The sequence below is a fragment of the Acinetobacter towneri genome, assembly GCF_001758345.1.
GTDB classification, from domain to species: domain Bacteria; phylum Pseudomonadota; class Gammaproteobacteria; order Pseudomonadales; family Moraxellaceae; genus Acinetobacter; species Acinetobacter towneri_A.
Genome location: NZ_MKQS01000005.1, coordinates 32,574 through 48,111 on the forward strand (window position 1 = coordinate 32,574; position 15,538 = coordinate 48,111).

Here is a 15,538-nt window from a genome sequence, read left to right on the forward strand (position 1 = left end):
TTTACATTTAGGGAACTACCATAAATGGCACAGATCAAAAGCCGCAAACACAATCGCTCTGCGCAACTGATGGCTTTAGCCGCCTCTCTTCCACTACTTGCACATGCCGCAAGCCCTGAAGATGACGTCACCCACTTACCCACCATTACGGTTAAATCAGAAGCCGAAAGCAAATACAAGGCAGACCGTTTAAGTTCTGCAAAATATACACAGCCGTTGTTGGATACCCCACAAACAATTTCTGTGATTAAAAAAGAAATGCTACAAGAACAAGGCGCAACGTCCTTAGTTGAAGCCTTACGCAATACACCAGGCATTACTCTACAATTGGGAGAAAATGGCAATACTAGTGCTGGCGATGCCTTTCAAATGCGTGGTTTTTCCACCCAAACCTCGACCTATGTTGATGGTGTCCGAGATTTAGGCGCAATCAGCCGTGATGTATTTAACATTGATCAAATTGAAGTTGTCAAAGGCCCATCGGGTTCAGAAGCGGGTCGTGGTGCAGCATCGGGTTATATCAATTTAGTCAGCAAATCACCGCAAAGTGAAAGCAGTCAGGAAATTTCTGCAACTTACAACACAGCACAACATACAAGACTTTCTGCAGATATTAACCAGGCCATCAATCCAAATACCGCATTTCGTCTAAATGTAATGGGGCAAGAAGGCGGCATAGAAGGACGTGACTATATTGAAAACAATAGTTATGCCATCGCCCCTTCTATTGCCTTTGGATTAAACACTGCCACACGCCTTTATTTATATTCTCAACACATCAGACAACGCAATATTCCAGATGGTGGCATTCCAACTGTGGGCATGCAAGGCTTTTACAATACCGATTCACTGTTAGCCACTGCGCCTAAAGTTAATCGGGAGAATTTTTATGGTCATGTCAATGACTATGAAGATGTCGATGCTGATATGTTCACCGCAAAAATTGAAAGTGATTTAACCGATCAACTCAAACTGACCAATATCACCCGTGTAGCGAAAACCCACATGAATCGGGTTTTAACAGGCATCAATACAGGTGCAAATGGTCTTCGAACCAATGGTTCATCAAACCCTGCCGAATGGGAAGTGAACCGCTCCCGCCAAGGCGTCGATCAAGAAAATAAAATTCTGGCCAATCAAAGCACTTTAAACTGGAGTGTCAAAACGGGGGCAGTACAGCATGATGTTGTTGCAGGCATGGAGTTTTTAAAAGAACAGCAATCTAGCAAACTCATGGCAACCCAGATGCCTGGCGAAGCCACTGCCGATACACCGTGGGCCAATCTTTATCACCCAGACCGCAATCAAGCCATGCCAGCGCTTATTTATAATGGCGGTTATACCGATGGTGAAACCCAAACGGCAGCCGCATATTTATTTGATACTCTAAAATTTGGGGAGCGTTTTCAACTGAATGGTGGCGTACGGGTCGATTATTATGAAACAGATTATCAAGGGCTTACTCTGCCACGTGGGGGAAATGCTTTGGTGGCCACAGATCTGAGCACCCACGATACGCTGTTCAGTTGGAAACTTGGCGCTGTGTATAAGCCTACGTTAAATAGCAGCATTTACGCTGCGTATGCAAAATCGCTGACTCCGCCCGGCAGCGCCAACTTTAGCCTGTCTGAATCGGGCAATGACGCAATCAATGCCAAGCCTCAAAAAACCCATCATTATGAAGTAGGCAGCAAATGGGAGTTACTACAAGGCAAGCTGGCTTTGGCTGCTGCAGCGTATCGTACAGAAAATGAAAATCAATCGACTATAGATCCAATTTCTCAGCTTGCTGTACAAGAGGGTAAAAAACGGGTCGATGGCATTGAGTTGAGTGCCGTTGGTCAAATGACCGAAAACTGGAATTTGTCTGCAGGCGTTGCGCACATGAAAGTGAAACAACTCAATCAACGTTCAACGAGTGCCACAACCTTATCGGAACGTTGGTCGCCTGAATGGACTGCAAGTTTATGGTCAACCTACGACTGGGCGGGCTTTAAATTAGGTTTGGGCGCGCGTTATGTCGATGAACAAAAACGTGTTGTGACTGACAGCAACGCACCAGCCAACATGCCAAATATTCCAGGCTATGTCGTGTTTGATGCATTGGCAGGCTACAACTTCAACAAAAATGCCTCGTTAAATTTAAACCTTTATAACCTTGCCGATAAAGAATACATCAGCACGCTAAACAATGGTGGTGGTCGCGTCGTGCTTGGGCAGCCACGCTCGGCAGCAATCAGCTTAAACTACAAGTTCTAAGTTATAGCAAATCTGTAGTAGCCCGCTTAAAACAGGCTACAGATTTAGATTCGAGCGATAGATTATTTTTCATACCATCTATTGCTCGAACTTTGCATGCCGAACAACGCTGTAGAATGTTCAGCAGTTTGAATTCAAACTTTTTCAGGAAGAATCGGTATGATGCTTCACATTCCAGAGGTCCTCAGCAAAATTCAAGTCCAACGAATTCGTGCTGAATTGGACACCGCAGATGCATGGCAAAATGGTCAACTCAGTGCAGGGGCTCAAGCACAGAAAATTAAACAGAATTTGCAGTTTGACCTGCAACATCCGAGCTGTGCAACACTGTCACAAGACATCCTCAGCGCACTGAAACAGCAGACTTTAATACAGTCGTTCGCGCTCCCTTTGCATATCCTCCAGCCGATGTTCAATTGTTATCAAAACACAGGAACTTATGGCAATCATGTCGATAATGCCGTGCAATATTGCGCACAGGTACAACGTCCGATTCGCACCGATGTATCCATGTCCCTATTTTTAAGTGAKCCTGAAGAATATCAGGGCGGTGAACTGATCATTGAAGATAGTTACGGTAGCCATKCGGTTAAACTCAATGCAGGCGATGCCATCGTGTACCCTGCTACCAGTTTACATCGGGTCGAACCTGTTACAGCAGGTCAACGAATTGCAGCGTTTACATGGTGTCAAAGTATGGTAAAAGATGACTGGCAACGCAGTATGCTGTTCAATTTAGATATGACTATTTTGCAATTGCGTCAACAACTTGGAGATACAGCAGAAGTATTGGCACTAACCGCACATTATCACAATCTGATTCGTCAATGGAGTCAGTTATGAATACCACGCCATTGGCAGCTTTGAATCACATCCCGCCACATTTACACACCATTGCCGACTATCAAAAACAGGCGCAATTACATTTAGATGCAGCCACTTGGGCCAATTTAGAAGGCGCTGCGGGTGATGAATATAGTCTAAAAAACAATCTACGTGCGTTTGCCGATATTCAATTACTGCCCCGCCATTTAAATTCTTTTGCAGAGGCAAATACGCAAATTCAGCTCTTAGGTGAACACTATCCCCACCCAATTTTTTTAGCTCCCGTAGCTTATCAACAACTGTTTCATCCGCAGGGGGAAATTGCCACAGCGCAAGCAGCATCTGCCCTACAAGCGCCTATGATTCTCAGCCATTTAAGCACCACCTCAATGAGCGCACTGAATCAGGTTTCAGCCGCAGCAAAATGGTTTCAACTGTATTGGCAAGGCAGTCGTAAAGCCGCTTTGGATTTGATTTTTCAAGCTCAATATCATGCTTTTCAAGCCATTGTACTCACGGTTGATGCACCACACATGGGCATTCGGGATCGTGAACGTCGCGCTTATTTTCAATTACCTGCACATATTCGGGCAGTATATCAAACACCTGTAAACACCTCTCATCTCAAGGAAAATCAGCATCCTCTTTTTGATGGATTGATGCAGCAGGCTGCCACATGGGAAGATATTGTGTGGTTGTTACAACACAGCCCGCTGCCTATTTTACTCAAAGGTATTCTACATCCTGCCGATGCGCAGCAGGCGTATCAGTACGGTGCACACGGTATTATTGTGTCTAATCATGGTGGTCGAATCTTAGATACCGCAGTCAGCCCAATTCAAATTTTAGGCACGCTGCGAAAAATTTTACCGCAAGATTTCCCCATTTTATTGGACAGTGGTATTCGTCGTGGCACAGATATTTTTAAAGCACTGGCCTTGGGAGCAAATGCAGTTTTGGTCGGTCGTCCATATATTTATGGCTTGGCAGTTGCAGGCGCGCTAGGGGCAGCGCATACTATCAAGTTGTTAAAAGAAGAATTTGAAGTCTCAATGGCACTTATGGGAACAAACTGCATCGAACTAATCAACAGCAGTTATATTTATCACCAAAACAACCAATAGCCGAAAAATATTTCACAGCACATGCCGTATATGTAAAAAACAGGGAATTATTACCCTTGCAGATCAATTAAGATACAGATATTGGTTTACAAGTGCCATGATTCTACTTTTAGCGATAGCCTCCTGAAAACAGCTTGTAAATTGATAGAATAGACACAATCTATATTTATAGTAAGTTGCCGTTATCCACGCGATGCAACCGCTACTATTCAAGGAGTTTTCACATGATGTTGGCAGATCCAAGCAAAAAATACCGTCGTATGTACCAGCGTGTCGATTTACCAGACCGCCAATGGCCAAATAACGAAATTACCAAAGCGCCAATTTGGATGAGTACCGACCTACGTGACGGTAACCAAGCGATCTTTGAGCCAATGAACATTGAACAAAAATTCAAAATGTTCCAAATGCTTGTGAAAATTGGTTTTAAACACATCGAAATTGGTTTCCCATCGGCATCTCAAGTTGACTTCGATTTCACGCGTAAATTGATTGAGGAAGGTCATATTCCAGATGACGTGTATATTGAAGTCTTGGTACAAGCGCGTGACCATTTAATCGCACGTACTTTTGAATCTTTACAAGGTGCTAAACGTGCGATTGTGCATATTTATAATGCCAACTCGCCAACCTTCCGCAACAAAGTCTTGAATGTTGATGTTGCGGGTGCCAAACAATTGGCGATCAATGCAGCTAGCAAAGTAAAAGAATACGCAGCGAAGCAACCTGAAACAGAATGGGTATTCCAGTACAGCCCAGAATGTTTTACTGCAACTGAGTTGGAAGTGGCTAAAGATGTTTGTGATGCCGTGACTGAAATTTGGGAAGCATCGCCAACCAATAAAGTGATTTTAAACTTGCCTGCAACGGTAGAAGTGTCTACACCAAACGTGTATGCCGACCAAGTGGAATGGATGCACCGCAACATTGCGCGTCGTGATGGCGTGATCATTTCAGTACACTGTCACAATGACCGTGGTTGTGGTATTGCTGCGTCTGAATTGGCAATTATGGCAGGTGCAGACCGTGTAGAAGGCTGTGTATTTGGTAATGGTGAACGTACCGGTAACGTAGACGTTGCTGCAATTGCCTTGAACATGTACACCCAAGGTGTTGCACCAGAGTTAGATTTCTCGAACATCAACGAAATTATTGCTACAGTTGAAGAATGTACAGGATTACCAGTGCATCCACGTCATCCGTATGCAGGTGATTTGGTGTTTACAGCATTCTCTGGTTCACACCAAGACGCGATTAAGAAAGGTTTTGAATTCCAGAAAAACGAAGAAATTTGGGATATGCCTTACTTGCCAATCGACCCGAAAGACTTAGGTCGTGACTATGATGCGGTGATTCGTGTCAACTCACAATCGGGTAAAGGCGGGATTGCTTACTTGTTAGAATCGAACTACAACGTGACTTTACCACGTCGTTTACAAATCGAATTCTCGCAAATTGTGCAACAACGTACCGATGAGCAAGGCACTGAAATTAGCGCAAGCGAAATCTGGAACTTGTTTAAAGACACTTATGTTGCAGTAAAAGATGCGCACTATGCGACGAAAAACTACAAACTATCTGATGAAAATGGCAATCAAGTCATTGAGTTAGATGTGGTCATGAACGGAGAAACGCAACGCTTACGCGGTGAAGGCAATGGCCCAATTTCAGCAATTTTGAATGCACTTCAATTACCAATTGATGTCTTGAATTATGAAGAACGCAGCATTAGCTCTGGCGCACATGCAAAAGCGTTGGCATTGATTGAGTTGCAAGTCAAAGGCACAGGTAAATCTGCCTTTGGTGCAGGGGTACATGACAACATCGTGACCTCATCTATTGATGCAATTATTGCCTGCACCAACCGCTTGATTGAGCAAGGCGTGTTAAGCACAGATCAAGTGGTTGCAGCAGCAGTATAATCTTGCGCTAACATGTAAAAGCATTTTGAAAAGGATACCCCAAGTGGTATCCTTTTACTTATTCATCCTCAGGATTTAAGGCGAATTATTCCCGTGTCTTTCCCAGCTGACTCAGTAGGCATTGTTGTTCCAAAAAAATTCCAATTTGAAGAACCTTTAGAACTTGAATGTGGTCGTGTTCTGCCCCGCTTTGAACTCATGGTCGAAACTTATGGCACACTCAATGCCGATAAATCCAATGCGATTCTAATCTGTCACGCACTATCAGGCCATCATCACGCTGCAGGTTATCATCATGCAGATGATAAAAAAGCAGGCTGGTGGGATGCCTGTATTGGCCCGGGAAAAGCCATTGATACCAACCACTTTTTTGTGGTGGCCTTAAATAATATTGGTGGCTGCAACGGTTCTACGGGGCCCACATCACCCAACCCTGAAAATGACAACCGTCCTTATGGTCCTGACTTCCCTTTAGTGACGGTGCGAGATTGGGTCAAAACCCAAGCCATGCTGTCTGACCGTTTAGGCATTGAGGTTTGGTATTCAATTATTGGCGGCTCTTTAGGTGGCATGCAGGCTTTGCAATGGTCGGTAGATTATCCTGATCGTCTTAAAAAATGCGTCATTATTGCCAGTGCACCAAAACTCTCCGCACAAAATATTGCTTTTAACGAAGTCGCGCGTCAGTCGATTTTATCTGACCCAGATTTTCATCATGGACGTTATTTGGAACATGATAGCTATCCAAAACGTGGATTGATTTTGGCGCGCATGGTCGGCCACATCACCTATTTGTCTGAAGAAGCCATGAAACAGAAATTTGGTCGTGACTTAAAGTCTGGCAAGTTTATGTATGGTTTTGATGTTGAGTTTCAGGTCGAAAGCTATTTACGCTATCAAGGCGAACAATTTAGCCGTAATTTTGATGCCAATACCTATTTAATTATGACTAAGGCACTGGATTATTTTGATCCTGCACGTGAATACGAACAATCCTTACAAAAAGCCATGGCGAATACAAAATGCAAATTTTTAGTGGTGTCTTTTACCACTGACTGGCGTTTTAGCCCTGCCCGTTCGCAGGAAATTGTAGATGCTTTAATCAGCAATCATAAGCCTGTCAGCTATTTGGATATTGATGCCGAACAAGGACACGACTCGTTCTTGTTCCCAATTCCACTGTACGTGAAAGCCATGCGTGCATTCTTGGGTGGAACAGAACATCTTCAAGCAACCCCACAGGAGGCCGTGTAATGCGTCTTGATCAGCAACTTGCCGAAAAGTGGATTAAACCCGATTCTAAAGTACTCGATTTGGGGTGTGGCGATGGTGAACTGTTGGCACACATGAGCAAACAGCACAATATTCGTGCATACGGATTAGAAATTGATCAAGAAAAGATTGCAATTGCGATCAGTCGCGGGTTAAATATCATCCAACAAGACTTGAATTTGGGGCTTAGCCGCTTTGCCGACCAGTCTTTTGACTATGTGGTCATGGCACAAGCCTTGCAAGCAGTAGATGCACCTGACGTATTATTAAGAGATATGGTGCGTGTGGCTAAACAGGCGATTATTACCTTTCCAAACTTTGCGCATTGGAAGACTCGCTCTTTTCTTGCCTTAAAAGGAAAAATGCCTGTTTCAGATGCATTACCTTATATGTGGTACAACACCCCAAATATTCATTTATGTACATTTCGTGATTTTGAGGCACTTTGTGCTGAAAATAACATTCGTATCATTAACCGACTTGCCGTGAATGGGAATCAACAAGATAGTTTACTCAGTAAGCATCTACCTAATTTGTTTGGTGAAGTCGCAATTTATCGAGTGAGCGCTCTATGAAAAAATTATTATTAAGCACCACGCTATTGGTTGGACTGTTGAGCATTCAAGCCCATGCAGATTATGTTTCACCATCATCTTCTGTAGCGAGCCAAGCGGCTCAATATTCAACCATGGATATTAATGGCTTGATCAAGGCAGCCAAAGCAGGTCAGGCAGGCGCACAATTTTACTTAGCAACAAAATATCAACAAGGTAAAGACGTTCAGCAAGACAGTCGTCAAGCGTTTGCTTGGTACAAAGCAGCTGCAGATCAAGGTTTATCTGCTGCGCAACTCAATGTAGGTCGTATGCTGGCGGATGGTATTGGCACGAAAAAAGACGAAGTCTTGGCACGTCAATATTTTGAAAAGGCAGCTAGCCGTGGTGATAACCGTGCTAGCTTTAACCTTGCCATGATGGAAGAACAAAAGAAAAACTATATGGGCGCGTATCAGTGGTATGAGTTATCTACCAGAGATGGCATGCTCGACAATAAAGTCATTTCTTTGTCTGAAGGTAAGAAAACTGCATTGGCAGCGAACTTGACCCAAGAACAAATTCGTCAAGCACGTGACCGTGCTGACCAATGGATTCAAGCACAATAAATTTAATTGCGCTTAAATTAACTCAATGCACCTTCGGGTGCTTTTTGTTTTATCCGAAATAAACCGCCTGCATAGCCTGTAGCAATTCAGGGCTGAATTCTTCTACTGCAGCAGAACCCAATACTGCATCTATACCACAATACGGACAAATTGCGGTTTGCTCATTATCACACCAATCTTCAATTTCGCTATAAGCAAAAGTTTCCAGACAGTAAAAACAACCACAGCGCTCACTTTGCTGCAGGAATGCACGGTGCTGACTCGAATAATGGTAGATCTCTGAAATTTTGCTCATCATGATTCCCCTACTTTTTATATCTCAGCAAGATTGGCAGGTATTAAAACAAATCTGTGCAAGATTAAACGTTTAAGTCTGCAAAATCCGTTAAAATATCCAATATTATTTTGAATTAAGATCTGAATTATGGCTGCAACTGATTGGCGCGCTCAAGGTACTTTGGTTTTAGCAAGCAACAATAAGGGAAAAATTGCAGAATTTGAAACCCTGTTTGCGCAATTAGACTTGCCTGTGCAAGTGATTCCGCAGGGTCAACTAAATATTGAAGATGCGGTTGAAGATGGTTTGAGCTTTGTTGAAAATGCCATTTTAAAAGCGCGCCATGCCGCGAAAATTTCAGGAAAGCCCGCAATTGCCGATGACTCTGGTTTATGTGTGCCTATTTTAGGCGGCGCACCGGGGATTTACTCTGCACGTTTTGCAGGTGAACATGGCAATGATGCAGCCAACAATGAAAAACTTCTGAATAAACTCAAACTACTACGTCAAGATAACGAAACCATTGAAGCTATGTTTGTTTGTGTCTTAGCTTTGGTTGAACATGCCGATGATCCATTACCACAAATTTTCCAAGGTATTTGGAAAGGCGAGATTTTAGCAGAAGCTCGTGGTGAAAATGGTTTTGGCTATGACCCGCTCTTTTGGTTGCCTGAACTGGGAGTGTCGAGCGCGGAAATGTCGAAAGTAGAAAAGAATAAAATCAGTCACCGTGGTCAGGCGATGCAACTGTTTAAGGCAAGTTTACAAGCTTAGATTTAACAGATGTGATTGATCTTACAGCCCGTTTTCAAACACGGGCTGTTTTATTTTTAATCTTTACAAATCAGGTCAAACATCCCTTGTCGTCAAATCGCAACACATTCGTCACCGCATTGTCATACAGACCTGTTGAGATAGGCTCAATTATTGAGAGGTCTATATCATGGCAGGATTATCTATTTGGCACGTACTGATTTTTGCAATTGTGGTCATTTTATTATTTGGTACATCTAAACTCAAAAACTTAGGTAAAGATGTCGGCGGTGCGGTGAAAGATTTTAAAAAGTCAATTAAAGATGATGAGGCTGAAACTGCACAACTGAAAGAACCTCGTACGATTGAACATCAAGCCAATAGCAGTGATGTAACAACTGATTCTAAAAGCCATATCAAAAGCTAACAGTTTGAATTGATCATGCTTGAGGATAAATCATGTTAAATCTTGGCATGAGCGAACTGCTGGTTTTTTCTATAATTGCAGTCATCGTTTTAGGACCAGATAAATTACCGACAGCAATTCGCTCTGTCATTAAGTGGTATCGTCAAATTAAAATGCTGATTACTAATGTCCAGCGGGATATTGAGCGTGAACTAGAAATCACTGAAATTAGAGAAACAATGGAAAAAGAAATTGCCCGCTTTAAAGATATTGAAAAAAATATGCAGGCTCAATTGGATCAAATTCAGCAAGAAGTTAATCAACAACATCAAGAACTCGAAAAAGCAATATCACCCGATATTAAAGAACTTGATAACAAAACAAAAATGGGAAATTCTGGACTGCATACAGCTGAATCGGATATGACTCAAACTAAAACCTGTATTCAATCTGAAGAACCATCTGGTCTGATAATACAAACTCAGCAAACATCAAACACTCCTTTACAAAAACAAGAGCAAAAGGTCGTAACCACATGACCAGTACCACTAATCAAACTGAACAATTCAATCAAACAACAACTGAAGAGAATGAAGCACTTGAACAGCTTCCTTTTACTGTACATTTAATTGAGTTACGTCGCCGTCTAATAAAATGTGTAGGGCTTATTATCGCTCTGTTTTTTATTATGCTACCTTTTGCAAATCAACTCTATGAAATGCTATCTTCTCCATTACGTGGTCGCTTACCTGAACATGCAAATATGATTGCGACTGACGTAACAGCAACATTTATGGCTCCCTTTAAACTGAACTTTTATGTGGCGTTTATTATTGCCATGCCATTTATTTTGTATCAAATATGGCAATTTTTAGCACCCGCACTTTATAAAACAGAAAAAAAAATCGCACTACCTATTTTATTTTCAAGTATCGTATTATTTTATGCAGGGATTGCCTTTGCTTATTTCATTACCTTACCCGCAGTCCTAACATTCTTTATGCAGGCATCACCTGATTCTGTTGCACCAATGACAGATATTAATAGTTATTTAAGTTTTTGTTTAAAACTCTTTTTGGTGTTTGGTATTACTTTTGAGATACCTGTTGCAACTGTCATGCTAATTTTAGCCCATATTGTTACGATTGAATCTTTGGTTACAAAGCGACGCTATATTATTGTTGGTTGTTTTTTTATTGCGATGTTTGTTACACCACCAGATGCGCTTAGCATGTTAATGCTTGCCGTTCCAATGTGGTTATTATTTGAATTAGGTATTCTTTTAGGGCGTATTTTATTAAAAAAACAAACTAAAACTAGCTGATCCTATTTGGGATCAGCACTACATATCAACATATAAAAAGTTAAATATTTCTCATTCATTACAAATAGTTAGACCTTATTATTTTATCAATCATAACGATACTGTCATGATTAGTTCACCCGAATGTCACAACTGAACTCTAGTATGTGCATAGCTTTAACAAAGTTCTGCAAAATTGCTAGGAATAAAAATGAATTTAGAAAATCAGTTAATTGAGCATGTGGAAGATTCAAACACATCAGATAACCCACATTTTCAAGAAATTTTAAATGCACGCGTAAGCCGTCGTAGTGTAGTGCGCGGTGGCATTGGCATGACTGCCGCCATGATGTTGGGGGGAGCGGGTTTAGTTGGCTGTTCAGATGAGAATGATGATCCAATTATTACCCCGCCTACAAAACAACCAGAGCTAAAAGCACCTGAAACAATTAATTTCACTCCAGTACCGCATAGTAAAAAAGATCAGGTTGTTGTACCTGAACAGTATCAAGTTGAAGCATTTCTTCCTGTAGGTACGCCATTAATCAGTGGTTTATCTGATTGGAGTGATACTCAACAACGTGCTGGTGAATCTTTTGAACTTCGTGTAGGCGATAACCATGATGGTTTATGGTTCTATGGCTTAAAAGATGGCAAATTAGACAACACTGTTTCTGATCATGGTTTATTGGTGATTAACCATGAATATGTAGAAGTAGAACGTTTACACTTACTTGGTGGGTATACACGCAAAATTGCCAACCCTGTAGATAAGATTTATGAAAATCAACGTTTGTCAGACGACGTACGCCGTGAAGTAAATGCACATGGCGTGGGCGTTTATGAAGTTAAACGTAAAAAAGACCTTGCTACATTTGAATTAGTGAAAGATTCTAAATTTAACCGTCGTTTTACCAGTGCAACAGAAGTAGATTTCAGCGGTCCAGCTGCAGGTCATGATTTATTAAAAACTAAGTTTGATCCTACAGGAAAATCAACCCGCGGTATCAACAACCAATGCGGTAGTGGCCCATCACCATGGGGAACCTATTTAACTGTTGAAGAAAACTTTACTGGTGTTTTTGCACGTCGAACGGATGATGCTGCTAAAGTTCCTGCACACACCGATTTTGCTTTAACACGTTATGGGCAAAAAGCAGGAAGCACAGGTTTTGACTATTTATGGCATACTCCTGCATTAGAAGAGCAAATCATTCCAGATGAATTCTCACGCTGGGATGTAAGTAGTATTGGTGCAACTGCACTTGATGACTACCGCAATGCACTCAATACCTTTGGTTGGATTGTCGAGGTTGATCCTTTTGACCCAACTTCACGTGCTGTTAAACGTACAGCATTAGGTCGCTTTGCACATGAAAACTGTGGCTATGCTCCAGTAGAAGCAGGCAAACCTGTTGTACTGTATATGGGTGATGATGCTCGTGGTGAGTACGTTTATAAATTCGTATCAAAAGCTGTCTGGAACCCTGCTGATGCAAACGGTGGCTTAAAAGCAGGTACAAAATACTTAGATGAAGGTACATTATACGTTGCTAAATTTAGCGCAAATGGTACAGAAGCATATGGTTTAGGTGAGTGGGTAGAGCTTACTTACGGTATCAACGGTTTAAATTCAAGTAATACCAAATATCCTTTCAGCAGCCAAGCAGATGTAATGGTGTTTACCCGTCTTGCAGCAGACAGTGTTGGTGCAACCAAAATGGATCGCCCAGAATGGGTCAATGCAAGCCCGATCACTGGTGAAGTTTATTTAACCTTAACCAACAGTAATGCAGCAAACCGCGGTGGTAAAACTGATCCAGCAAACCCACGTGACTATGATAACAATGGCGATGGCAAGCTAGACGGTAACCCGAATGGCCATGTTATCCGCTGGAGAGAAGACAATGGCAACCACGCTGCATTGAAATTCCAATGGGATGTCTACGCATTTGGTGCACCATTCGACCTTGCAGCTGCAAACTTGTCTGGCTTAACTGCAGAGAATGACTTCTCAAGCCCAGATGGTTTGGTATTTGACCCTCGCGGTGTAATGTGGATTCAAACAGATGATGGTGCTTATTTAAAACGCACTAACTGTATGATGTTAGTTGCACTACCTGGTCAAGTTGGTGATGGTGCATCTCAACAAGTTGGTGCTGTTACGACACACATTGGCGCGAAGCCAACTACAAATAACTTGGCGCGTTTCTTAACTGGACCACTTGAAGCTGAAATTACAGGGGTTGCGTTTACACCTGACTTGAAAACATTCTTCGTCAGTATCCAACACCCTGGTGAAAATGGTAATCGTAAAGATGGCTTTAACAGCCACTGGCCAGACAGCCAAACCAACCCAAGTTCAAAAGCTTTACCACGCTCTGCACTCGCAGTGATTACTCGTAAAGATGGTGGTGTTGTTTTAGGCTAAACCCAAGCAATCAAAAAATGCCGACATTTCGTCGGCATTTTTTTACGCCTCAATATTCAGCTGTTGTTGCACAATATTTCCCTTTTGCTCACCATATTGGGTTTTTTCCAGCCATGTAAATTGCTGTCCCTGCATCCGTAAAAAATTGGAGCAACGTGTCCCGTACATTGGACTTTGAATAAAGGTCGATGACAACAATATTTCCATCTCCAAGGCAATGCCCGTTTGCGGTAGCAACTCATTCGCAACCTTGCGTTCATCTTCTAAAATATCCCACGCTGCAGCATTTAGCTCTGCCGATGCAAGATTAGGGAATTGCAGCATCGGTAAAAACTCCTGCGTAAAGCGTTTGCGTAAACGTGCAGTTTTTTCCCAAGGGTCACTCATCAACCCATTTGACACCACATAAACGCCTTTAGCTAGAACTTGCGGAGCTTCGCCACGGTTACTCATATACACCGCTTGAGTGGTATCGCCCACAAATAAATTAAAACCTGCGTATTCACATTGCTGTTTTTCTAAGGCTTGGGCAAAACGGATAGGCGTTTGCTCAGATTCTAAAAAAGCCTGAATAATATGCCCACGTGAAGTTGGATATTCACGAACATCATTCGCATCACGATAATTGGTAATTACTGCCCAGCGTCCAGACTGAGTGATCCCCATCCACGTACCACCCGATTCTAAATCTTGCCCAGCAACAATTGGACTTTGGGGCCATGCTGCCAGTGCTGCTGTCGGACGCCGATAGAACTCATCTCGATTTGAAAGCAAACACAGGGGTGTGTCTGCCAAGACCTGCCAAGCCAATGCAACAATACACATAATTTAAACTCTTGATCTTTACACATTGAATGTACAACATTTTTCATCACATTCAGCTAAAATCTGTGCAAAACAGAATCACAAGGAACAGGAATGCTCACCTATCCAAATATTGACCCCGTTGCTATTTCGCTCGGGCCTTTACAAGTCCATTGGTATGGCTTGATGTATTTACTGGCATTTTTATTTGCATGGGGTTTGGCAACTTACCGTGCCAAACAACGTGGCTGGACACCAGACATGGTTTCCGACCTGATCTTTTACGGCGCTTTGGGCGTGGTGATTGGTGGACGTGTCGGTTATGTGTTTTTCTACGGCTTTGAACAATTTTTGGAAAATCCACTGTGGTTATTCCAAGTCTGGACAGGCGGCATGAGTTTCCATGGCGGCTTTCTGGGCGTGATTTTAGCCATGCTGTTCTGGTGTAAAAAATACAAAATGACGTGGTTTCAAACTTTGGATTTTATTGCCCCATGTGTACCTACAGGTCTGATGTTTGGTCGTATTGGTAATTTTATTGGTGGTGAGTTATATGGTCGCCCTGTGACCGATCCTGACTTTGCCTTGGGGATGATTTTCCCGACCGATCCTTTGCAATTGGTACGGCATCCATCTCAGTTGTATCAAGCCTTATGCGAAGGTTTAATTCTATTTATTGTACTGTGGTGGTTTAGCTCCAAGCCACGTCCACGCATGGCAGTGTCTGCCCTGTTCCTGATTGGTTATGGTTTGGCACGCTTTGTTGTCGAATTTTTCCGCGAACCCGATCATGGTCAGCTCTTTATTGCATGGATGAGTAAGGGGCAATTCCTGAGCTTGCCAATGATTTTGGTCGGTATCTGGATGATGTGGCATGCCTATCAAAAGAAAATTTATGATTGGGGTCCGCAGAAAAACAGCTAAGCTACTACCCATTTAAATGCAGGTTTCATCCATTCAGGCGAAGTCAATCTTCGCCTTTTTTATGCTACAGTGCTAT

At 42.4% G+C, this 15,538-nt stretch carries 15 protein-coding genes; 13 read left to right on the top strand and 2 right to left on the bottom strand.

Features of this window, described 5'->3' with window-relative positions:
• Positions 1 to 24: 24 nt before the first annotated feature.
• From BJN41_RS03285 to BJN41_RS03315, 7 genes are all read left to right on the top strand, one after another.
• The gene (locus BJN41_RS03285; RefSeq protein ID WP_070153240.1) at positions 25 to 2,259 is read left to right on the top strand and encodes a catecholate siderophore receptor Fiu; all 2,235 of its coding nucleotides are present in this window, start codon (positions 25 to 27) and stop codon (positions 2,257 to 2,259) included.
• A gap of 159 nt (positions 2,260 to 2,418) precedes the next feature.
• A complete protein-coding gene (locus tag BJN41_RS03290) occupies positions 2,419 to 3,102 on the top strand; it encodes a Fe2+-dependent dioxygenase (protein WP_070153243.1) in 684 nt (227 codons plus the stop codon).
• Positions 3,099 to 4,208, top strand: coding sequence for an alpha-hydroxy acid oxidase (locus BJN41_RS03295; RefSeq protein WP_070153246.1), 1,110 nt, complete (start codon positions 3,099 to 3,101; stop codon positions 4,206 to 4,208). Before BJN41_RS03290 ends, BJN41_RS03295 begins: the two co-directional genes overlap by 4 nt.
• Positions 4,209 to 4,432: 224 nt before the next feature.
• Positions 4,433 to 6,130: a 2-isopropylmalate synthase gene (gene leuA / locus BJN41_RS03300; protein ID WP_070153249.1), complete on the top strand. Its 1,698-nt coding sequence runs from the start codon at positions 4,433 to 4,435 to the stop codon at positions 6,128 to 6,130.
• Positions 6,131 to 6,223: 93 nt separating this feature from the next.
• Positions 6,224 to 7,384, top strand: a complete 1,161-nt coding sequence (gene metX, locus BJN41_RS03305; protein WP_070153252.1) for a homoserine O-succinyltransferase MetX — start codon at positions 6,224 to 6,226, stop codon at positions 7,382 to 7,384.
• The gene (gene metW / locus BJN41_RS03310) at positions 7,384 to 7,977 is read left to right on the top strand and encodes a methionine biosynthesis protein MetW (protein WP_019836833.1); all 594 of its coding nucleotides are present in this window, start codon (positions 7,384 to 7,386) and stop codon (positions 7,975 to 7,977) included. The genes metX and metW overlap by 1 nt, the downstream gene beginning before the upstream one ends.
• Complete coding sequence (locus tag BJN41_RS03315) at positions 7,974 to 8,564, top strand: tetratricopeptide repeat protein (RefSeq protein WP_070153255.1); 591 nt, start codon at positions 7,974 to 7,976, stop codon at positions 8,562 to 8,564. The genes metW and BJN41_RS03315 overlap by 4 nt, the downstream gene beginning before the upstream one ends.
• 49 nt (positions 8,565 to 8,613) lie before the next feature.
• On the opposite strand, the gene BJN41_RS03320 is transcribed toward BJN41_RS03315, so the two are convergent.
• Positions 8,614 to 8,859 carry a cytoplasmic protein gene (locus tag BJN41_RS03320; protein WP_070153258.1) on the bottom strand — a complete coding sequence of 82 codons (246 nt, stop codon included), beginning with the start codon at positions 8,857 to 8,859 and terminating at the stop codon, positions 8,614 to 8,616.
• A 129-nt stretch (positions 8,860 to 8,988) separates the two neighbouring features.
• Here BJN41_RS03320 and rdgB point away from each other — a divergent pair, with 129 nt between their 5' ends.
• The 5 genes from rdgB (at position 8,989) to BJN41_RS03345 (ending at position 13,734) form a co-directional block, all read left to right on the top strand.
• Entirely contained in the window at positions 8,989 to 9,615 is a 627-nt protein-coding gene (gene rdgB / locus BJN41_RS03325) for an RdgB/HAM1 family non-canonical purine NTP pyrophosphatase (protein WP_070153261.1), read from the top strand.
• 169 nt (positions 9,616 to 9,784) lie between these two features.
• Positions 9,785 to 10,021 carry a Sec-independent protein translocase subunit TatA gene (gene tatA, locus BJN41_RS03330; protein WP_070153263.1) on the top strand — a complete coding sequence of 79 codons (237 nt, stop codon included), beginning with the start codon at positions 9,785 to 9,787 and terminating at the stop codon, positions 10,019 to 10,021.
• A gap of 32 nt (positions 10,022 to 10,053) precedes the next feature.
• A complete protein-coding gene (tatB, locus tag BJN41_RS03335; RefSeq protein WP_070153266.1) occupies positions 10,054 to 10,539 on the top strand; it encodes a Sec-independent protein translocase protein TatB in 486 nt (161 codons plus the stop codon).
• Positions 10,536 to 11,324 carry a twin-arginine translocase subunit TatC gene (gene tatC / locus BJN41_RS03340; protein WP_070153269.1) on the top strand — a complete coding sequence of 263 codons (789 nt, stop codon included), beginning with the start codon at positions 10,536 to 10,538 and terminating at the stop codon, positions 11,322 to 11,324. The genes tatB and tatC overlap by 4 nt, the downstream gene beginning before the upstream one ends.
• A gap of 190 nt (positions 11,325 to 11,514) precedes the next feature.
• Positions 11,515 to 13,734 (top strand): PhoX family protein, encoded by a 2,220-nt coding sequence (locus tag BJN41_RS03345; protein ID WP_070153272.1) that lies wholly within the window; start codon positions 11,515 to 11,517, stop codon positions 13,732 to 13,734.
• Between the two features lie 42 nt (positions 13,735 to 13,776).
• Here BJN41_RS03345 and BJN41_RS03350 read toward each other — a convergent pair whose 3' ends face one another.
• Positions 13,777 to 14,559: an NRDE family protein gene (locus tag BJN41_RS03350; protein ID WP_070153276.1), complete on the bottom strand. Its 783-nt coding sequence runs from the start codon at positions 14,557 to 14,559 to the stop codon at positions 13,777 to 13,779.
• A 93-nt stretch (positions 14,560 to 14,652) separates the two neighbouring features.
• Between BJN41_RS03350 and lgt the strand changes: the two genes are divergently transcribed.
• Complete coding sequence (lgt, locus tag BJN41_RS03355) at positions 14,653 to 15,462, top strand: prolipoprotein diacylglyceryl transferase (RefSeq protein ID WP_070153278.1); 810 nt, start codon at positions 14,653 to 14,655, stop codon at positions 15,460 to 15,462.
• Positions 15,463 to 15,538: the final 76 nt, after the last annotated feature.